The sequence below is a fragment of the Shinella sp. NM-101 genome (assembly GCF_021401195.1).
In the GTDB taxonomy this organism is placed as follows: domain Bacteria; phylum Pseudomonadota; class Alphaproteobacteria; order Rhizobiales; family Rhizobiaceae; genus Shinella.
The window spans coordinates 159,431-178,438 of the sequence record NZ_JACBFT010000006.1; the positions used below are offsets into that span (position 1 = coordinate 159,431).

At 67.3% G+C, this 19,008-nt stretch carries 17 protein-coding genes and 1 pseudogene; 9 read left to right on the forward strand and 9 right to left on the reverse strand.

Annotation, left to right across the window (positions count from 1 at the left end; genetic code table 11):
- Positions 1-17 precede the first annotated feature (17 nt).
- The 3 genes and pseudogenes from L0976_RS13765 to L0976_RS13775 form a co-directional block, all read left to right on the forward strand.
- Positions 18-1,019 carry a dihydroxyacetone kinase subunit DhaK gene (locus tag L0976_RS13765; RefSeq protein WP_234187917.1) on the forward strand — a complete coding sequence of 334 codons (1,002 nt, stop codon included), beginning with the start codon at positions 18-20 and terminating at the stop codon, positions 1,017-1,019.
- A gap of 4 nt (positions 1,020-1,023) precedes the next feature.
- Complete coding sequence (locus tag L0976_RS13770) at positions 1,024-1,671, forward strand: dihydroxyacetone kinase family protein (protein WP_234187918.1); 648 nt, start codon at positions 1,024-1,026, stop codon at positions 1,669-1,671.
- Between the two features lie 123 nt (positions 1,672-1,794).
- Positions 1,795-1,926 (forward strand): annotated as a pseudogene (locus L0976_RS13775) (SDR family oxidoreductase); the annotation flags it as partial.
- Positions 1,927-2,009: 83 nt separating this feature from the next.
- Here L0976_RS13775 and mog read toward each other — a convergent pair.
- From mog to L0976_RS13815, 8 genes are all read right to left on the reverse strand, one after another.
- The gene (gene mog / locus L0976_RS13780; protein WP_203315560.1) at positions 2,010-2,549 is read right to left on the reverse strand and encodes a molybdopterin adenylyltransferase; all 540 of its coding nucleotides are present in this window, start codon (positions 2,547-2,549) and stop codon (positions 2,010-2,012) included.
- Positions 2,539-3,051, reverse strand: a complete 513-nt coding sequence (locus L0976_RS13785; RefSeq protein ID WP_234188024.1) for a DUF2478 domain-containing protein — start codon at positions 3,049-3,051, stop codon at positions 2,539-2,541. The genes mog and L0976_RS13785 overlap by 11 nt, the downstream gene beginning before the upstream one ends.
- A complete protein-coding gene (gene moaC, locus L0976_RS13790; protein WP_234187919.1) occupies positions 3,051-3,539 on the reverse strand; it encodes a cyclic pyranopterin monophosphate synthase MoaC in 489 nt (162 codons plus the stop codon). Before moaC ends, L0976_RS13785 begins: the two co-directional genes overlap by 1 nt.
- Positions 3,536-4,321, reverse strand: a complete 786-nt coding sequence (locus L0976_RS13795; RefSeq protein WP_234187920.1) for a molybdopterin-synthase adenylyltransferase MoeB — start codon at positions 4,319-4,321, stop codon at positions 3,536-3,538. Before L0976_RS13795 ends, moaC begins: the two co-directional genes overlap by 4 nt.
- 5 nt (positions 4,322-4,326) lie before the next feature.
- Positions 4,327-4,581, reverse strand: coding sequence for a MoaD/ThiS family protein (locus L0976_RS13800; RefSeq protein ID WP_234187921.1), 255 nt, complete (start codon positions 4,579-4,581; stop codon positions 4,327-4,329).
- A gap of 5 nt (positions 4,582-4,586) precedes the next feature.
- Positions 4,587-5,639 (reverse strand): GTP 3',8-cyclase MoaA, encoded by a 1,053-nt coding sequence (moaA, locus tag L0976_RS13805; RefSeq protein WP_234187922.1) that lies wholly within the window; start codon positions 5,637-5,639, stop codon positions 4,587-4,589.
- Positions 5,629-6,858: a gephyrin-like molybdotransferase Glp gene (gene glp, locus L0976_RS13810; RefSeq protein WP_234187923.1), complete on the reverse strand. Its 1,230-nt coding sequence runs from the start codon at positions 6,856-6,858 to the stop codon at positions 5,629-5,631. The genes moaA and glp overlap by 11 nt, the downstream gene beginning before the upstream one ends.
- 77 nt (positions 6,859-6,935) lie before the next feature.
- Entirely contained in the window at positions 6,936-9,623 is a 2,688-nt protein-coding gene (locus tag L0976_RS13815; RefSeq protein WP_234187924.1) for a molybdopterin-dependent oxidoreductase, read from the reverse strand.
- 108 nt (positions 9,624-9,731) lie between these two features.
- On the opposite strand from L0976_RS13815, the gene L0976_RS13820 reads away from it, so the two are divergent.
- Positions 9,732-10,436, forward strand: a complete 705-nt coding sequence (locus L0976_RS13820; protein WP_234187925.1) for a response regulator — start codon at positions 9,732-9,734, stop codon at positions 10,434-10,436.
- Here L0976_RS13820 and L0976_RS13825 read toward each other — a convergent pair.
- The gene (locus L0976_RS13825) at positions 10,406-13,159 is read right to left on the reverse strand and encodes an ATP-binding protein (RefSeq protein WP_234187926.1); all 2,754 of its coding nucleotides are present in this window, start codon (positions 13,157-13,159) and stop codon (positions 10,406-10,408) included. The two genes, L0976_RS13820 and L0976_RS13825, sit on opposite strands and share 31 nt — an antisense overlap.
- Between L0976_RS13825 and torT the strand changes: the two genes are divergently transcribed.
- From torT to yjfF, 5 genes are all read left to right on the forward strand, one after another.
- A complete protein-coding gene (gene torT / locus L0976_RS13830; RefSeq protein ID WP_234187927.1) occupies positions 13,116-14,114 on the forward strand; it encodes a TMAO reductase system periplasmic protein TorT in 999 nt (332 codons plus the stop codon). The two genes, L0976_RS13825 and torT, sit on opposite strands and share 44 nt — an antisense overlap.
- 329 nt (positions 14,115-14,443) lie before the next feature.
- Positions 14,444-15,406 carry a galactofuranose ABC transporter, galactofuranose-binding protein YtfQ gene (ytfQ, locus tag L0976_RS13835; RefSeq protein ID WP_203315568.1) on the forward strand — a complete coding sequence of 321 codons (963 nt, stop codon included), beginning with the start codon at positions 14,444-14,446 and terminating at the stop codon, positions 15,404-15,406.
- Between the two features lie 94 nt (positions 15,407-15,500).
- Positions 15,501-17,018, forward strand: coding sequence for a galactofuranose ABC transporter, ATP-binding protein YtfR (gene ytfR / locus L0976_RS13840; protein WP_234187928.1), 1,518 nt, complete (start codon positions 15,501-15,503; stop codon positions 17,016-17,018).
- Positions 17,015-18,040, forward strand: a complete 1,026-nt coding sequence (locus L0976_RS13845; protein WP_234187929.1) for an ABC transporter permease — start codon at positions 17,015-17,017, stop codon at positions 18,038-18,040. Before ytfR ends, L0976_RS13845 begins: the two co-directional genes overlap by 4 nt.
- Positions 18,037-19,005, forward strand: coding sequence for a galactofuranose ABC transporter, permease protein YjfF (yjfF, locus tag L0976_RS13850; RefSeq protein ID WP_234187930.1), 969 nt, complete (start codon positions 18,037-18,039; stop codon positions 19,003-19,005). The genes L0976_RS13845 and yjfF overlap by 4 nt, the downstream gene beginning before the upstream one ends.
- Positions 19,006-19,008 lie beyond the last annotated feature (3 nt).

Genomic DNA, 19,008 nt, shown 5'->3' on the forward strand with positions numbered 1-19,008 from the left:
CACTTCGGAGGAAACCCATGAAGAAGTTCCTGAACGACCCCGTCAACTTCGTCGACGAGATGCTGGAAGGCATCTACAAGGCGCATCCCGCCGTCACCTATGCGGCCGACGACCTGCGCTGCCTCGTGACGGCCCGGACCAGGCCCGGCAAGGTCGGCATCGCCACCGGCGGCGGCTCCGGGCACCTTCCGACCTTCCTCGGCTTCGTCGGCGACGGCATGCTGGACGGCGCGGCCGTCGGCGGCGTCTTCCAGTCGCCCAGCGCCGAGCAGATGTACCAGGTGACGAAGCACATCGACCAGGGCGCCGGGGTCCTCTACATCTACGGCAACTATACCGGCGACATCATCAATTTCGACATGGCGGCCGAGCTTGCCGATCTCGACGGCATCGCGGTCAAGCAGGTCGTCGGCAATGACGACGTCGCCTCGTCGATCGTCGGCGAGGAGCACAAGCGCCGTGGCGTCGCGGGCATCTTCTTCATCTACAAGGCGGCGGGCGCTGCCGCCGCCGAAGGTCTTTCGCTCGACGAGGTCACCCGCCTTGCCGACAAGGCGCGCCTGCGCACCCGCACCATGGGCGTCGCGCTTTCGAGCTGCGTCGTGCCGGAAATCGGCCACGCCACCTTCTCCATCGGCGAGGACGAGATGGAAATCGGCATGGGCATCCATGGCGAGCCCGGCATCAGCCGCAAGAAGCTTGCGCCGGCCGACGCCGTCGTCGACGAGATGGTGGACCGCATCTTCGCGGAAACCGACTACAAGCAGGGCGACACTGTCGCCGTGCTGATGAACGGCCTCGGCGGCACGCCGCTGGAAGAGCTCTACATCCTTTTCCGCCGCGTATCGCAGCTTCTGGAGGCGCGCGGCGTCACCGCGAAACATGTCTGGGTCGGCGAGTTCGCCACCTCGATGGAGATGGCCGGCGCCTCGATCTCGATCCTGCATCTCGACGAGGAACTGGACCGTCTTATCGCCGCCCCGGCCAACACGCCGTTCTTCCAGCACGTCGCGGGGTGATGCCATGACGCTTCAGACATTGGACGCCGCCAGCCTGATCGACCTCTTCAAGAGCTGGAAGGAACTCTTCGCCGAACAGCGCGAATTCCTCATCGCGCTCGACGGCAAGGTGGGCGACAGCGATCTCGGCATCACCATGAGCAAGGCCTTCGCCGCCGCCGCCGAAGCGCTCGAAGCGGAAGGCGAGGCGGCGGGCATTTCCAAGCTGCTGCGCACCGCCGGCGCCACCATGGCCCGCACCGCACCCTCCACCATGGGCACGCTGACGGCAACCGGGTTCCTGCGCGCCAGCAAAGCCGTCGAGGGCAAGGATGCGCTCGGCACCGCCGACATGGCCGCCTTCTGGCGCGCCTATCGCGACGGCGTTGCCGAGCGCGGCAAGGCGAAGGTCGGCGACAAGACGCTGCTCGACGTGCTCGATCCCATCGCCACGATGCTGGAGGCGCAGGCTGCCGCCGGTGCCTCGCTTTCCGACGCGCTGACCGCGACGGCGGATGCGGCCGAACAGGCGCTGGAGGCCACCAAGTCCATGCTCGCACAGCATGGCAAGGCGGCGGCATTCCAGGAAAAGACCGTCGGCCTGCAGGATGCCGGCGCGACGGTCGGCGCTCTCCTGATCCGCCGCATGGCGGAGTTCGCGGCGAGCCGGTAATCTCCTCGACCACGCCTGAGCCAAGGGGGCGCTGCCGTTCTGCGGTGCCTTCGGCTTGCGGTTCTGCTCGGGGCGGCAAGCCCCCCTGAACCACTTACTGCTGCGTGCGCAAGTCCCGGCAGGGACAAGACCGCCATGCGCCGCATCGGAGACCCGGACGACGTCGTGGGCGCCGTCGCCTTCTTCGCTTCCGACGATGCCGCCTTCGTCACCGGCCAGACATTGAGCGTGGACGGCGGTATCGTCTTTCGCTGAAGACTTCGCAGGACTATCGGCGGCAACGCGCAGGATAACGCCGCGCGGTGGTCTTTGTCCGGAAATTCGATGAAGAATCCGGGTCAGCTTTTCGAGGGACGAAATGCGACGCAGTGTTGCGGGTCGGTCTCGATGCGGGCGGCGCCGATGAGGTCGAGGCAATAGGGCACGGCGCTGAACACCGCGTCGAGGCAGGTCGCGAGCGCCGACGGCTTGCCGGGCAATGTGATGATCAGCGTCCGGCCGCGGATGCCGGCGCTCTGCCGCGACAGGATCGCGGTCGGGACCTCGGCAAGGCTTGCCTGCCGCATGGCTTCGCCGAAGCCCGGAAGCGCCTTGTCGATCACCGCTTCGAGCGCTTCCGGCGTCTGGTCGCGCGGTGCCGGCCCGGTGCCGCCGGTGACGAGGATGAGGTCGGCGCCGTGGTTGTCCGCGAGGTCCTGGAGGGCGGCGGCCACCGTCTCGCAGCCATCGGGGACGATGCGACGCAGGAGGGGCACTGGCGGGCGGACGGCGCGCCGGAGCCACTCCTCGGCCGCGGGGCCGCCGAGGTCTTCATATTCGCCCCGGGCCGCCCGGTCCGAGACGACGAGTATGGCGATCAGCGGATTGTCAGCGGACATCTGCGACCTCTCTTGCCCGGCACCAGTCGACCGCTTGCCGCATGTCGGCCGGGAGCGCCAGCGACATCTCCCCGGCAAAGGCGAGGAACGGTTCGAGGTTGAGCTTGTTCACGCCGACGAGGACGGGAATCCCTGCCTCCAGCGCCTCGGCGATGACGGGGACCATTCCGTGACCCTCCGCCTCGCGCTTGCCGAACTTGTTGACGATCAGCACGTCGGCGCCGTGCAGCCGCCGCGAGACTTCGGCAACGGACTGTTCCAGCGCCGCGTGGTCGAGGATGCAGCCGCGTGCCAGCGCGCCGCGATCCTCGCTGATGCGCAGCGTCGGTCCATCGGGCAGGACGCGCAGGTCCATTTCGCATTTGGGCCGGTCGGCGCGCGCGGTATTGGTCTGCACCACGCCCGACAGGCGAAGCCCTTCGGCCTGGAGCGCGTCCGCAACCATGGCCAGGAAGCGGTCGGTCTCGCCGCGCCCCTCGATGCTGACATGCGCAAGCCGCATCACGATGTCCTCCTCTCGTCGGCCACGTACCGGCCCGATTTGCCGCCGTCCTTCAACGCCAGTCGCAATCCGGTGACGACCATGCCCTTCTCGATAGCTTTCAGCATGTCGTAGATCGTCAGGCAAGCCACCGATGCGGCGGCAAGCGCCTCCATCTCGACGCCGGTCGGCCCGTTCGTCTGCACCGCGGCGCGGACGTGAACGCCCGGCAGATGGTGATCGATCTCGAAATCCACCGTCGCCCGTGTCAATGCCAGCGGGTGGCAGAGCGGAATCAGGTCCGCCGTGCGCTTGGCGGCCATGATCCCGGCGATGCGCGCCACGCCGAGGACGTCGCCTTTCCTGGCACTGCCCGCGACCACGAGGGCAAGTGTTTCGGGCGCCATCAGGACCTGCGCTTCGGCCACAGCCAGCCGTGTCGTTTCCACCTTCGCGGTGACATCGACTATATGCGCCTGGCCGTCGGCGTCGAAATGCGTCAGCGTCATGTCGGATCCTTCCGGCAGTGGCCGCAGACCGGGCATCCAGGGCTGCGGTGAATTGCGATCTGGCGGCTTTCGCCCCACAGCGCGTCGTGCAGGAGGAGGCGGCCGCGCAGGCTCTGCCCCGCTCCGGCGATCTCCTTGATGGCCTCGGCCGCCATCATCGCGCCGAGAATGCCGGGAAGGGCGCCCATCACGCCGGCCGAGGTGCAGGTGACCTGGAGCTCGTCCGGCGGCAGCACCGGAAACAGGCAGGCAAGGCACGGCGCGCCATTCGCCGGGTCGTACAGCGTCAACTGTCCCTCCCATTGGCTGATGGCGCCGGAAAGCAGCGGCACGCCGGCGGCGGTGCAGGCTGCATTGAGGAGATGGCGCGTTGGCAGGTTGTCGGTGGCGTCGATGACCAGTGTCTGCCCGGCGATGAGGTCCGCCGCACGCGTCCGGTCAAGCCGGGCCTCGACCGGCACCACGGTGACGTAGGGATTGATCCCGGCAAGGGCGATCCGGGCCGATTCCACCTTGGCCATGCCCAGCCGTTGCTGGCTGTGGATCACCTGCCGCTGCAGGTTGGACAGCGACACGCTGTCGTCGTCCACCACCGTGATCCGGCCGACGCCCGCCGCCGCCAGGTACAACAGCACCGGTGCGCCGAGCCCGCCCGCGCCGACGACCAGCACGCGCGCCCGCTTGAGCCGCGCCTGTCCCTGGCCGCCGATCTCGCGCAGCAGGATGTGGCGCTCGTAGCGCGGCAGTTCGCCTTCGCCATAGAGCGGCGCCTCGATCTCCATGACCCTCAGCCTCCGGTCATCGGTGGGAAGAACGCGACTTCGCGCACCTCGCAAAGGGATGCGGAGAAATCCGCCAGGCGTTGATCGAGCGCCACGCGGACGGAGGCGGGGTCGCGGAAGGCCGCGGCATGGCGTTCACTGCGCAGGCGGAGTTCCGCGACGAGGTCGGCGACGCTTACCGCCGAGGTGAGGATGCGCTCGCGCGGTTCGTCGATGCGTTCGCGCAGCCATGCGAAGTAGAGGATGTCGATCGTCGCCATCCCGGTCAACCTCCCGTGCGGTTCATGGCACGGCGGACCGCCCCGCCCGGCGCGGCGCGGGAATAATCGAAATCGTGCCCGCGCGGCTTGCGCGCGATGGCCGCACGGATGGCCTCTTCCAGCTCCGCCTGCTGCGGGCAGCCCCGAAGCGGCGCGCGCAGGTCGGTGGCGCCCTCCTGGCCGAGGCAGGTGTGGAGGGTTCCGGTGCAGCCGAGCCGAACCCGGTTGCAGCTCTCGCAGAAATTGTGGCTGAGCGGCGTGATGAAGCCGATTCTCTGGCCGGTCTCCGCAAGTTGCAGATAGCGCGCCGGCCCGCCGGTGGTTCCGGCCAGCGGCTGCAAGGTGAAGCGGCCGGCAAGGCGCGCGCGCAGGTCGGAAAGAGGCAGATACTGATCCAGACGCTCTTCGATGGAGGTCTCTCCCAAAGGCATGACCTCGATGAAGGTCAGGTCATGGCCTTCCGCCGCACACCAGTCGACCAGCGGGAACAGCTCGTCCTCGGTGTGGCCGCGCAGCGCCACGGCGTTGATCTTCACCCGAAGCCCCGCTGCGCGGGCGGCGGCGATGCCGTCGAGCACCGTCTCCAGCCGGCCCCGGCGTGTCAGGCGCGCGAAGCGGCCGGGATCGAGCGTGTCGAGCGAGACATTGACCCGACGTACGCCGCAGGCGGCCAGTTCTTCCGCATGGCGCGCAAGCTGGCTGCCATTCGTGGTCAGGGTCAGTTCGCGCAGGGCCCCGCTTGCCAGGTGGCGCGACATGGCGCGGAAAAATCCGAGGATGCCCTTGCGCACCAGCGGCTCGCCGCCGGTGATGCGCAATTTCGTCACGCCCAGCCCGACAAAGGCGGAGCACAGCCGATCCAGTTCCTCAAGCGTCAGCAGGTCCTTGCGGGGCAGGAATTCGACCCGCTCGGCCATGCAATAGGTACAGCGGAAATCGCACCGGTCGGTGACCGAGACCCGCAGATAGCTGATCCGGCGGCAGAAGGCATCGGTCAGCGCGCCGGTGCCCGGCTTTGCGGAACAGGGGGAAAGGGTGGTGGTGGCTTCAGGCATCATGGGTCATCCCGTCGAAAAGCGGCTGCCAGCGCAGCATCTGGCCTGGCGAGACGTCCGCGCAATCCGCGGCGACGATGGCAAGGCCGTCGGCGCCCGCAAGCGGGAACAGGGTTGCCGAGACGCCGTTGCCCAGGCGCTGGAGCAGGGGAAGGCCGGTTTCGTCCGTGCCGAGGCATCGCACGGGGAACACCTCCTGCCGCCCGGGCCGGCGGCGCCAGGAAAACGCGGCCCTGCCGCGGAAGGCGGCGAAAGGCGCCGGCTCGGTGCCGCAGAGCCGTGTGATCTGTGCGGCGGCGAAGAGCTGGAAGCCGACGAAAGCGGCAAGGGGATTGCCGGGCAATCCGGTGAAGGCTGCCGGGCCGAGGCGCCCGAAGACAATGGGCTTGCCCGGCTTCAGGGCCACGCGCCAGGCGGCGATCGTGCCGCCCGCGGCAAGGAAGGCCGGGCGCAGCGGATCGCGCCCGCCCATCGATACGCCGCCGGAGGTCAGAACGAGATCGGCCGTCCGGGCGAGCTCGCCAAGCCGGGTGGCGAGAGGCCCGGGCGCGTCTGGAAGCACGCCGGCGTCCAGCGCCTCGGCGCCCGCCGCCTGCACCATGGAAAGCAGCATGGGGCGATTGGCGTCGTAGATCTGCCCGGCACGAAGGAGGTCGGCCGTGAGCTCGTCGCCGGTCGACAGGACGGCCACGCGCGGGCGGGCGAAGACGCGCACCTGTCTCACGCCGTTTGCGGCAAGGAGGCCGATATGGTGCGCAAGGATGCGCCGGCTCCGCGACAGGAGGATGGCGCCCTGCGGCTGGTCGCTGCCGGCCCGCCGCATGTTGGCGCCGGCTTCCGGCAGGGTTTCCAGAAGGATCGCGTGATCGCTCTCGCGCACGTCCTCCAGCGGGACCACCGCTTCCGTGCCCTCCGGCAGCGGGGCGCCGGTGAAGACGCGGATCGCCTTGCCCTCGGGAAGATCGGGCACCGCGGCCGCGTCTGCCGCAAGGGTTGCGACAACCGGCAGCCGTTGTGAGACCGCAGCGCCGGCAAGGCGAATGGCAAAGCCGTCGACCGCCGAATTGGTGAAGAACGGCATGGCCGTTGGGGCCGCAACGTCCCGCGCGGCCACCCGGCCCGTCGCCTGGGCGAGAGCGACGTCGCACACGGCCGTGACCGGGGAGATCTGGTCGAGGGCCGCCTCAAGGGCTGCCGCGCCGTCGATGAGTGGGGTGGGCATGGCCGGGTCGCGCATCTTGCATGAATATCCGTGAGAAAGGGGGCAGGGCCGGGAGAGCCGGCCGCTGCTCGTGCAGGTCACTTCGCGGCGTCGGAGGCGTTGGACAGGAGGAAGTCCATGACGATCGCCTTCTCGTCGTCGTCGAGGCCCGCGCGCGGGAACATCGAGGGCGTGATCGCCTTCCATTGCAACTGGGTGAAGGCGCCCACGTCGCGCGGGCCGTGGCAGACGGTGCAGCGTTCGTAGAACAGCTTCTCGCCCGGGCTCATGTCGGCATAGAGTGCCTCCACGAGGCTATCCAGCCGGTCCAGCGCGAGATCGTCGTCGTCGATCGCGGCCACCTTCAGGTCCTCGATGATCGGCGGCTTCTCGTAGGCGAGGTTCGGGCCTTCGGGATCGTCGCACTTGCGGATGGATGCCAGGCAGGTGTTTGCCGTGGTCGCCTGGCTGAGGCCGGACGATTTCTGCGTCGAGGTCAGGAAGTTCACCAGGCCGGAATTGCAGCGTCCCTTGCCGTCGAGGCTCGGCCAGCATCCCTCGTAGATCGAGATGACGCCCGGCATGATCTCGTCGGAGACGACCGCCCCGGCGATGACAGTGCCGCGATCGTTGTAGATCTCGACGAGGTCGCCATCGGCAATGCCCCGGGCGGCCGCATCCTTGCTGTTGATGCGCACGGGTTCTCGGCCCTGAACCTGATAGAGCGCGCGCAGCCGCTCCGAGTTCGCCATCTGGCTGTGCAGGCGATACCAGGGATGCGGGCTGACCACATGGAGCTGGCCTTCCCTGGCATTGCCCAGATACTCGGCCGGCTCCAGCCACATCGGCATGCCGGGGCAATCTTCCAGCTTCATGTCGGCTATGGTCTGGCAGAACATCTCGATCTTGCCGGACTTGGTGTGCAGGTGGTTCTTCTCCGGGTCGGTGTAGAAGTCCCCGTGCCGCACCCAGGCGCGGGCCGCGTCGGGGGCGGGCTGCCGTGCGTAGCCCTTTTCCCAGAATGTCTCGAACGGCGTGGTCTCGGCCGCACCGGTCTTCGAATAGGCAACCTTCAGGATGTCCATGTATTCCGGATAGGCCTGATCCTCGATGAATTGCGACTTCCTGTAGAACAGGTCGGCAAGATCGGCGAAGATGTCGAAGTCGCTGCGGCTTTCGCCGACGGGCTCGATGATCTTCTTCATCGCATAGATGCGGTCGTTCGAATATGTGCCGCCGACCGACATGTCGTCGCGCTCCAGCGGCGAGGAGGCGGGAAGCACGATGTCGGCCCAGCGGGTGGCCGCGGTCCACCAGACGTCCTGGCTGACGATGGTCCTGACCTTCTGCAGGGCCCTGATCAGCCGGTTGGTGTCCTGCTGGTGCGACATGAAGTTGTTGCCGGCATTGTAGATCATGTGCACGTCGGGATATTTGCGCAGATTGCCGTTGTAGACGACTTCGGCACCCGGATTTTCCAGCGCTTCGGTGACGCGGGACGCCGGCACGATATACTCGGTGACGAAGTTCTTGCCCTGGCTGAGGCCGGCGGGCGTGGCCTTGCCCGATTGCGGCATGCCGCCGTTGCCGTAGTGCCAGCTAAAGCCGACGCCTTCGCCCGGCTTGCCGATCTTGCCGGTGAGGGCGGCGAAGTTGATGATGGCCCAATGGGTCATCTCGCCGTGATGGGCGCGTTGCAGCGACCAGGCGCCGGCGATCTCGGTCTTCGATTTCGCCAGCAGTTCGGCCAGCTCGCGGATCTTGGCGGCATCGATGCCGGTGATGGCGGCGGCCCATTCCGGGGTCTTGGGCGTCCGGTCGTCACCCTCGCCTTTGACATACGCGATCCACCTGTCGGAACCGACGGTGTACCTGTCCATGTAGGCCCGGTCTTCCAGGCCCTTTTCGAGCACATGGTGGGCCATGGCGAGGAACAGCGCGACGTCGGTATTGGGAATGATCCTGACCCATTCCGCGTTCAGATAGGCGTCCGAGGCGGTTTTCTGCGGGTTGATCGAGACGAACTTGCAGCCGTTGTCGCGGATCTGCTCCCACGGCGCGTACATGCCGTGGTCGGCCACGGTATATTCCACGCGGTTGTTCTTGATCGGGTCGCAGCCCACCAGAACGAACACCTCGGTGTTGTCGCGGATCACTTCCCAGGCCGTCTGGGCCGAATAGACCTCCATGTCGCCGATCACATGCGGCAGGCTGATCTGGCTTGCGCCGCCGGACCAGTCGCCCACCGTGTTGGTGCAGCCGCCGATCATGTTGAAGAACTTGCCCTGGAGCACGTTGGGCCGCATGAGGCCGGCATGGCTCCAGCCGCCGTAGGAGGTCGAGAGGATCGCCTGGTTGCCGTACTGCTCGATCGTGTCGACGATCGCCTTCGCCGTCAGCTTCAGGGCGGTGTCCCAGTCGACGCGGACATATTCCTCCTTGCCGCGCAGTTCGGGCTTCACGTCGCCCGACTTCCACCCCGCGAGATAGGACTTGCGCACCATGGGATAGTCGATGCGCGATTTGTCGTAGACACGGTCGAGAACGCCGTAGCTCAGCATTTCGGTCGGCCGCTGGTCCAGCTCGATCATCGGCGCGATTTCGAGGATCCTGCCGTCGCGCACGACCGCCTCGAACGGGCCGTAATGGCTGGCGCTGAAGACGCGCCCGGCGAAGGAATTGGGATCGATCGACGCAAGGGTCGTGCTGTTCATAAGCCAGCTCGTGCCCAGGAGGGCGGCCCCGCCCTGTAGGAAGCCGCGTCGGGTGGAAAGCATCGCTGTCATTGTAGGACTCCCGTCTGTGTTTCGGCACAGTTGTGATGTCCCGGGCATGCAAAGCTGTTGACGTGGGACAAGCTTTGCGGTGAAGAGATGTAAAGGGATGTAAAACCCATGAGCGCACATATTCTCATCGTCGAGGACGACCGCGTCACGCGGATGCGGCTTGCCGGCTACCTGCGCGGGCTCGGCTATCGGGTCACCGAGGTCGAGGATGCCGTGTCCATGGAGAACGTGATCGACCGCGATCCGCCGGAGGTGCTGCTGCTCGACATTGGCCTGGAAGGCAAGGACGGGCTGACGATCACGCGCGAACAACGCGCCCGCTCACGCGTCGGCATCATCCTCCTGACCTCCCGGGACGAGCAGGTCGACCGCATCGTCGGCCTGGAAATGGGCGCCGACGACTACGTCACCAAGCCGTTCGACCGCCGCGAGCTGGCGGCACGGATCAAGAACCTGCTGTCCCGCATCGCCGACATCGGCCGCAGCGCGCCCCAGCCGGGGGCCGTGGACGACTTCGGTCCCTGGCATTTCGACCGCATCCGTCACCGGCTGGTCTCCGCCGCGCGCGTGGAGGCGTTGAGCGGGCAGGAATTCGACCTGCTGAACGCATTGACCTCCAATCCCGGCATCACGCTCGGGCGCGCGCGCCTTTGCGAGATCCTCGGCCGGGGCACCTGGCAACTGGGCGACCGCACCATCGACGTCCTCGTCGGACGGCTGCGCAGGAAGATAGAAGCCCATCCGGCGAATCCGGACTGGCTGCTGACCCGCACGGGGGAGGGCTACTGCTTCGTCCGACCCGAGGAAAGCTGAAGTCCCGCCCGGCCGGCGGCGGCGCGCAGCCGGGCGTCCGCCTCCGCCGATAGCTGCGCGATTGCGGCAAGCGCGCCGGCATCCCCGGTTTCAACCCTGCCGAGGACCGCGCAGAGATCGTGCAGCGCGAAGTTGGCGGCAGCGCCCTTCAGGCGGTGCGCGAGGCGCTTGCGCCGGTCGTGGTCCGAACCCGCCAGCAGGTGCGGCACGCCCTCCGCCAGATCGTCGAGGAAGGCCGATACGATCTCGGCCGCCGCCTCGTCGCCCATGTCGGCGACATCCGCCCTCAGCACGCGCTCGGGCGTATCGGCAGCATCCTGCGGCGGGGGGCTGGCGTCCTGCGCGAGGAAATCGGCCAGTGCGCGCGAGGAGATCGGCTTGCGAAGCACCTGGTCCACATGGAAGCTGGCGGGGTCTCCCTGCACGGGATCGGCCGTCAGGAGCGCGACCCGCGCGCCGTTGCGGGCGATGCGGGCGGCGACCTCCTCGCCGCGCAGCCCCGGCAGGTTGCGGTCGAGCAGGACCGCGTCGAAGCGGGCCGTCTCGGACAGCGCCTCCTCGCCGCTCGCCGCCTCCGTCACGCGCGCACCCATGCGCTCCAGATAGCCGCGGGCAACAAGGCGGCTCACGAGATCGTCATCGACGACGAGGACGCGAAGGCCGTCCCGCGGGGAGGGCATGGCGGCCGTTTCCGTCAGGGTCTCGGGCAGGGCCTCTTCCAGCTTCAGCGCGAGCGTGAAGCTGCTGCCCTGGCCGACCTGCGTCGCAACGCGCAGCTCGCCGCCGATCATGTCCGTGAGCTGCCGCACGATGGCAAGGCCGAGCCCCACGCCGGGCAGGCCCCGGCGGCGGGCATCCATCGTGCGGCCGTAGATGTCGAAGGCATCGCGAACCTCCTCCGGCGTCATTCCCGGCCCGGTGTCGGAGACGGTGAAAGCGATTTCATGTCGGCGAGGGCTTGCGAGCGGCCTGTGGGATACGGCCAGTTTCACCTTTCCGGCGCGCGTGTATTTCACGGCGTTGGAGATGAGATTCACGATCACCTGCCGGATGCGCGCGGCGTCGCCGATCAGCGCCGGCGGCAGGGTCCGGGGGATGTCGACGGCGATTTCCAGATCGCCGGCCTTTGAAAGGACTTGCAGGTGCTCCGCCAGATCGCGCGCCAGCAGGGCGGGATCGAACGGGACGAGCCGCGCGCTGCCCATCCGGTCCTCTCCGCTGGAGAAGGCCAGTATGTCTTCGGTCATCGCCTGGAGATCGCGCGCCGAGGTCAGGGCCGCCTGAAGCCGCGACTGGCGCGGCGGGGCCTTCTCGCCGGGCAGCAGGAGATCCAGCATGCCGATCAGGCCGTTCAGGGGCGTACGGATCTCGTGGCTCATCCGCGCCAGGAAATGGATCTTCGCGCGGCCGAGCTCCTCGGCCTCGGCCCTTGCGGCATTGGCGGAGCGCATTTCGGCCACCACGTCGGCCGTGCGGGCGAGGACCGCGGCTTCGAGGCTTTGCCGCAGCCTTGCGGCCTCCTGCGCGCGCCGGCGCAGGACGTTGATCGATTTCTCCAGCCGTCCGATTTCGTCATGCCCGCTGATCGGCATCGGCTGGCCCGTCTCTCCGCGCGCCACGGCGACGATGCGCCCCGCAACCGCATTGAGCCGCAATACCACCCGCGTGCGTGTCCGCGACCAGACCAGATAGCCGGCGACAAGGGAGATAACGACGGCGGCGGCAAGCCCGGCCGTCAGCAGCACCGCCCGGCGTCCCGCGGCGGCCACGCCGTCCTGCATGCGGGCCCTTACCTGCGTCCGGCCGTCAACCGCAACGCCCGCCAGTGCCTCCAGCGTCTGGCGGAGCTCCGCTGAAAGAGTGCCGAGCTCGGCGACTGCCGAAAGCCGCGTATGCTGCAGGGTGATCAGGCCGTCCGCTTCGTCGGCGGCAGCCAGGATGCGAAGATTGTCCTCTGCCTTCCTGCGTGCCGCCGTGGACGGCATGAAGGGCGTCCGCGCCTCGGCGAGGTCGAGGGCGGCGCGAAAATCGGCCGACCGGGCGGACACGTCGCCCTGCGTGGCAACGCCGCCGATCCCCTGCACAAGACGGATCATCGCGGCGGCGGCATCGCCCAGTTCGCCAAGCCGTTCGAACGCGAAGAAGTCGACATCCGCGAGCCGGTCGAGATCGTGCCTTGCCGCGCCGTCGCGCGCGGAATACATCTCCCAGATGCCGGCCGTGATGCGAAGCCTGGCGAGGTTCTTCTGCCTTGAGATCAGGTCCGTCAGGCTCAATCCCGCGGCGACGAGTTGGGCCTCGCTTTTCCCGCGCGATGCGTTGACAGCCTGGAGGCGGCGCACGGTGCCGCTCATCCGGGAAACGAGGTCCAATGCCTTTCCGGCTTCCTTGATTTCGCCCGTCGCGCCGGTGAGGAAGACATCCATGGCAAGGACGTCGTTGCGGATGCTGCCGATACGATCGGTCAGCGTCCTTTCGATCTCGGTGACCTCCCGCGCCGTGCCGGCGGTGGCCAGCCGGCCGGCCAGCGACACGGCAAGATCGGCGTCGAGCGCCACCCTCTCGGTGCGCTCGATGATGGCGATGCTTTCGGCAAGCACACGCCCCTGGGACCGCACGAGGTAGGAGTTGACGGCGACCGAGACAAGGCCGACAAGGATGGTCAGCCCGGAGAGGACCATGAAGACGGACTGGAGCTGCTTGTCGAAACGTCTGGCGCGCATGAAGCATGCTTACCGGCGCAGTATTCATGCCGCAATCGCCATCGCCTGCGTCTTTTTCGGCGGTGCGGCGACGGCAGGGGATCTTTGTGTCCTGGTGCCGCATTTCAAGGATGAATACTGGCTCAGCGTGGCATACGGCATCGAGGCCCGCGCGAAGGAAAAGGGGCTGACCGTTCACTTCTTCGAGGCCGGCGGTTATCGGGCCCTGTCGCACCAGGTCGAGCAGATCGCCGCCTGCGAAGGCCTCGATGCGCGCGCCATCCTGATCGGCGCGGTTTCGTCCGATGACGGGACGCTGCTCTCCGCCGTGAGCCGCGCCGCGACGCACCGGCCGGTCATCGGCCTTGTGAACGAGCTGCATTCCGATGCGCTCATGGCGCGCGTCGGCGTCGACTGGTCGCAAATGGGGGCCGTGATCGGCAAGCATCTCGCGCGGACGTTCCCGGCCGGGATGCCGCCACGCCACGCGGTCCTTCTCACCGGCCCAGGGGAATCGGGCTGGACGGCGCCGCTGGAGGCGGGCCTTCGGAGCGGCCTTGAGGGCTCGGCCCTCTCGATCGACGCCGTGCTGAGCGCCGACACGGGCAATGCCGAGCAACTGAGGATCCTCGAAAAGGCGCTGGCCGGTGGATCGACGCCGGACGTGATCGTCGGTTCCGCTCCGGCAATCGAGGCCGCCATGGCCCTTCATGCGCGCGCAGGCAGCGGTCCGCTGCTCATCGCCACCTATATCAGCCACAGCGTCGCGCGCGGCCTTGTCAACGGCAGTGTCGCAGCCGTGCCGTTCGATAATCCCATGCTGCAGGGACGATGGGCGGTCGAAGCCGCCGTTACGGCAATGGGCGGCGTCGGGAGGCCGGAACCGATAGGGCCGCCGATCGAGCTGGTCACCAAAGGGATCTCACCGTCCACACTGAAAATGTCGCCTGCGGACTATTTTCCGTCCCTCGATTGAGCGCCTCTTTCCACTTCTGTGCAGGCCCTGTGCTGCCGTCGCGAACGATGGCGGTTGGGGAAGTTCACCCACTCGGGCACGTCGCAGCTTCCCGTTCGGCCATCAGGCGCGGCCGTGAAGCACCCATCCCAATCCCTTCGGTCAGGGAAAGCTGAGCTGAATCCATCAAACAGCGGGACTAAAACCTTGCCGCGCAACGTGTCCGCCCGGTCGCGCCCAAGCGCCGGACGGCGAAATGTGCGGAAGCGCAATTTTTGGGTTTACAATAGTAATACAATATGATGTTTTTAATCACGCTGCTGAGGAGCAGCATTCTTTGGGAGGACATCATGAAATTCACAACCGCACTCGCGAGTGCCACGATCCTTGCCGCCTCGATGTTCGGTGTCGCATCCGCTGCCGACCTCACGGTGGGCTTTTCGCAGATCGGCTCGGAATCCGGCTGGCGCGCGGCAGAGACGACGCTCACCAAGCAGCAGGCCGAGCAGCGCGGCATCGACCTGAAATTCGCCGATGCGCAGCAGAAGCAGGAAAACCAGATCAAGGCGCTGCGCTCCTTCATCGCACAGGGCGTCGACGCCATCCTCGTCGCGCCGGTCGTCGCGACGGGCTGGGACGAGGTGCTGCAGGAAGCCAAGGACGCGGAAATCCCGGTCATCCTGCTCGACCGCAAGGTCGATGCGTCGGACGACCTCTACATGACCGCCGTGACCTCCGACACCGTCCATGAGGGCAACGTCGCCGGCAAGTGGCTGGTGGACACGGTCGCCGGCAAGCCCTGCAACGTCGTCGAGCTCCAGGGCACGACCGGCTCCTCGCCGGCCATCGACCGCAAGAAGGGCTTCGAGGACGCCATCGCCGGCCATGACAACCTGAAGATCGTCCGCAGCCAGACCGGCGACTTCACCCGCACGAAGGGCAAGGAAGTCATGGAAAGCTTCCTGAAGGCGGAAGACGGCGGCAAGAACATCTGTGCGCTCTACGCCCATAACGACGACATGGCCGTCGGCGCCATCCAGGCGATCAAGGAAGCCGGCCTGAAGCCGGGCACGGATATCCTCGTCGTCTCCATCGACGCCGTTCCGGATATCTTCCAGGCCATGGCCGCCGGCGAGGCGAACGCCACCGTGGAACTGACGCCGAACATGGCCGGTCCCGCCTTCGACGCGCTCGACGCCTTCCGCAAGGACGGCACGACCCCGCCGAAGTGGATCCAGACGGAATCCAAGCTCTATACGCAGGCCGACGATCCGGCCAAGGTATACGAGGAGAAGAAGGGCCTCGGCTACTGATCTCTCCCGATATCCCGCCTCGCGGGATATCGACCTGACCCGCCTGTCGTCTCCTCAGGGATGGCAGGCGGTCCTTTCATGCGGACCGGGGATCATGCAGCCTGACAATTCCCATGTTCTCTCGGCGACGGGGATCGACAAGATCTTCCCGGGCGCCAGGGCATTGAACCGCGTCGATTTCTCGCTGCGGCGCGGCGAGGTTCATGCGCTGCTCGGCGAGAACGGCGCCGGCAAGTCGACGCTCGTCAAATGCCTGACCGGCGCCTATCGCCGCGACGGCGGACGCATCCTCGTCGACGGCGTGGATGCCGATCCGCAGAGCACGCTGGAGGCGCAGAACCTCGGCATCGGCACGGTCTACCAGGAAGTGAACCTCCTGCCGAACCTCACCGTCGCCGAAAACCTCTTCCTCGGCCGCCAGCCGAAGCGCTTCGGCCTCGTCAACGCCCGCGAGATGAACCGCCGCGCCAGGGCGCTGCTGGCCGAATACGAGCTCGACATCGATGTCACCGCCGAGCTTGCCGCCTATTCCGTGGCGGTGCAGCAGGTGGTCGCGATCGCCCGGGCCGTCGATCTCTCCGGCAAGGTGCTGATCCTCGACGAGCCGACCGCCAGCCTCGACGCCCACGAGGTCGCGATGCTCTTTCGCATCGTGCGCCGCCTCAAGGAACGCGGCCTCGGCATCATCTTCATCACCCACTTCCTCGAACAGGTCTACGAGATCTCCGACCGCATCACCGTGCTGCGCAACGGTCAGCTCGTCGGCACGCGCGAGACGGCGGAGCTTTCGCGCCGCGAGCTGATCGCCATGATGCTCGGCCGCGAGCTGGTGCAGGAAGTCGCCGCCGGGCACGGCGCGAAGAGCGAGGCCGGGCAGGTGCGCTTCCGCTTCCGCGGCTTCGGCCGCAAGGGCCATATCCAGCCCTTCGACCTCGACGTGCGCGCCGGCGAGGTCGTCGGCATCGCGGGCCTGCTCGGCTCGGGCCGAACGGAGACAGCGGAGATCCTCTTCGGCGCCGAGCGCGCCGACAGCGGCACGGCGGAGGCGGACGGGCGCGCGCTCGACCTTGCCTCGCCGCGCGCCGCCATCCGCGAGAAATTCGGCTTCTGTCCGGAAGACCGCAAAGTCGACGGCATCATCGGCGACCTCTCGGTGCGCAAGAACATCGCGCTGGCGCTCCAGGCGCGGCGCGGCTGGGCGCGGCCTATCAGCCGCAGCGAGCAGGACAGGCTTGCCGACGACTATATCAAGGCGCTCGACATCCGCACGAGCGACCGGGAAAAGCCGATCAAGCTCTTGTCCGGCGGCAACCAGCAGAAGGCGATCCTCGCCCGCTGGCTCGCCACCAACCCGGATTTCCTGATCCTCGACGAGCCGACACGCGGCATCGATGTCGGCGCCCATGCGGAGATCATCCGTCTCATCGAATCCCTCTGCGAGAAAGGCATGTCGCTGATCGTGATCTCCTCCGAACTCGAAGAGCTCGTCGCCTATTCGAGCCGCGTCATCGTGCTGCGCGACCGGGCGCATGTGGCGGAGCTGACTGGTGACGAGGTCACGACAGAGGGTATCGTCGAAGCCATCGCCGCCGGCGGGAGGGCGGACGCATGACCTCGACGCTGAAAGCCTATGCGCTGCGGCTCTTTCCGCAGGTCGCCGCGCTTGCCGTGATCCTCGTGATGGTCTCCATCGCCTTTCCCGGCTTCTTCCGCCTCGAAATGCAGAACGGCCGGCTCTACGGCAGCCTGATCGACATCCTCAACCGCGGCGCGCCCGTCGCGCTGCTTGCCATCGGCATGACGGTCGTCATCGCCACCAAGGGCATCGACCTTTCGGTCGGCGCCGTCATGGCGATCTGCGGGGCGGTCGCCGCCGCCTGCATCACCTCGGGCTACGGGCTCGTGGCGACGCTGCTCGTCACGCTCGGCACGGGGATCCTTTGCGGCCTGTGGAACGGCATCCTCGTCGCCGTGCTCGATATCCAGCCGATCATCGCGACGCTCGTGCTGATGGTCGCCGGGCGCGGCATCGCGCAGCTCATCACCGAGGGGGCGATCCTCACCTTCAACGATCCGGGGCTGATCTTCATCGGCGGCGGCTCGTTCCTCGGCCTGCCGATGCCCGTCGTCATCTGGATCGCCTTCGGCATCATTGTTGCACTTCTCGTGCGCCGCACGGCGCTCGGCATGCTGATCGAGGCGCTCGGCGTCAATCGGCGCGCCTCCATGCTCTCGGGCGTTTCGACCGGCGTGCTGCTGATCGCCGCCTATGTGCTGTCGGGCCTGTGCGCCGCCATCGCCGGCATCATCGCGGCGGCCGATATCCGCGGGGCGGATGCCAACAATGCCGGTCTCTGGCTGGAGCTGGACGCGATCCTCGCGGTTGTCGTCGGCGGCACGTCGCTGCTCGGCGGGCGTTTTTCCATCGCCGCCTCGCTGCTCGGCGCGCTGATCATCCAGTCGATCAATACGGGCATCCTGCTTTCCGGCTTCCCGCCCGAATTCAACCTCATCATCAAGGCGGCGATCATCGTGCTGATCCTGGTCATCCAGTCGCCGCGCGCCCAGACGGCCTTCGCCTTCCTCTCCCGCCCCCGGGCCGGTGAGAAGACGGCGGAACAGGAGGCGAAATGAACCCGCGCTATCTTCCGCTCACCGCCACGGTCGCGATCTTCCTCATCGCCTATGCCGTCTGCATCACGCAGTATCCCAACATGCTGTCGACGCGGGTGATCGGCAACCTCCTGACCGACAACGCCTTCCTCGGCATCGCCGCCGTCGGCATGACCTTCGTGATCCTGTCGGGCGGCATCGACCTTTCCGTCGGCGCGGTCATCGCCTTCACCGGTGTCTTCCTCGCCGTGCTGCTCCAGGCGACGTCGGCCCACCCGCTCGTCGCCTTCGCACTGGCGCTTGCCATCACCACCGCCTTCGGCGCGCTGATGGGGGCGATCATCCATCACCTCGAAATGCCGCCCTTCATCGTCACGCTGGCCGGCATGTTCCTGGCGCGCGGCATGGCCTTCGTGCTGTCCATCGATTCGATCCCGATCAAGCACCCGTTCTATGGGACCCTGAAGGGGCTCTATTACAAGCTGCCCGGCGGCGGGCGCATCACGCTGATCGGCGGGCTGATGCTGGTGGTCTTCGCGGCGGGCATCCTGATCGCGCACCGCACCCGCTTCGGCGCCAATGTCTATGCGCTCGGCGGCGGCACGGCGACGGCGCGGCTGATGGGCGTGCCGATCGCCGGAACGACGATCGGCATCTACGCGCTCTCGGGCTTCCTTGCGGGCCTTTCGGGCATCGTCTTCTCGCTCTACACCTCGGCCGGCTATTCGCTGGCGACGGTAGGCGTCGAGCTCGATGCCATCGCGGCGGTGGTCATCGGCGGCACGCTGCTGACGGGCGGCTCCGGCTTCGTCGCGGGAACGCTGGTCGGCATCCTCATCCAGGGCCTGATCCAGACCTACATCACCTTCGACGGCTCGCTGTCGAGCTGGTGGACGAAGATCCTCATCGGCCTCCTGCTCTTCGCCTTCATCCTGCTGCAGAAGGGGCTGATCCACTTCACGGGCCGGCGCAGGCGCTACGCCTGACGC

Coding starts and splice junctions, on each gene's coding strand:
- yjfF (WP_234187930.1), top strand. CDS start 18,037: ATGAACCCGCGCTATCTTCCGCTCACCGCCACGGTCGCGATCTTCCTC.
- L0976_RS13820 (WP_234187925.1), top strand. CDS start 9,732: ATGAGCGCACATATTCTCATCGTCGAGGACGACCGCGTCACGCGGATG.
- moaC (WP_234187919.1), bottom strand. CDS start 3,539: ATGACGCTGACGCATTTCGACGCCGACGGCCAGGCGCATATAGTCGAT.
- glp (WP_234187923.1), bottom strand. CDS start 6,858: ATGCCCACCCCACTCATCGACGGCGCGGCAGCCCTTGAGGCGGCCCTC.
- L0976_RS13795 (WP_234187920.1), bottom strand. CDS start 4,321: ATGGAGATCGAGGCGCCGCTCTATGGCGAAGGCGAACTGCCGCGCTAC.
- ytfQ (WP_203315568.1), top strand. CDS start 14,444: ATGAAATTCACAACCGCACTCGCGAGTGCCACGATCCTTGCCGCCTCG.
- L0976_RS13815 (WP_234187924.1), bottom strand. CDS start 9,623: ATGACAGCGATGCTTTCCACCCGACGCGGCTTCCTACAGGGCGGGGCC.
- L0976_RS13825 (WP_234187926.1), bottom strand. CDS start 13,159: ATGCGCGCCAGACGTTTCGACAAGCAGCTCCAGTCCGTCTTCATGGTC.
- L0976_RS13770 (WP_234187918.1), top strand. CDS start 1,024: ATGACGCTTCAGACATTGGACGCCGCCAGCCTGATCGACCTCTTCAAG.
- torT (WP_234187927.1), top strand. CDS start 13,116: ATGAAGACGGACTGGAGCTGCTTGTCGAAACGTCTGGCGCGCATGAAG.
- L0976_RS13765 (WP_234187917.1), top strand. CDS start 18: ATGAAGAAGTTCCTGAACGACCCCGTCAACTTCGTCGACGAGATGCTG.
- ytfR (WP_234187928.1), top strand. CDS start 15,501: ATGCAGCCTGACAATTCCCATGTTCTCTCGGCGACGGGGATCGACAAG.
- L0976_RS13785 (WP_234188024.1), bottom strand. CDS start 3,051: ATGCGGCTTGCGCATGTCAGCATCGAGGGGCGCGGCGAGACCGACCGC.
- moaA (WP_234187922.1), bottom strand. CDS start 5,639: ATGATGCCTGAAGCCACCACCACCCTTTCCCCCTGTTCCGCAAAGCCG.
- L0976_RS13800 (WP_234187921.1), bottom strand. CDS start 4,581: ATGGCGACGATCGACATCCTCTACTTCGCATGGCTGCGCGAACGCATC.
- L0976_RS13845 (WP_234187929.1), top strand. CDS start 17,015: ATGACCTCGACGCTGAAAGCCTATGCGCTGCGGCTCTTTCCGCAGGTC.
- mog (WP_203315560.1), bottom strand. CDS start 2,549: ATGTCCGCTGACAATCCGCTGATCGCCATACTCGTCGTCTCGGACCGG.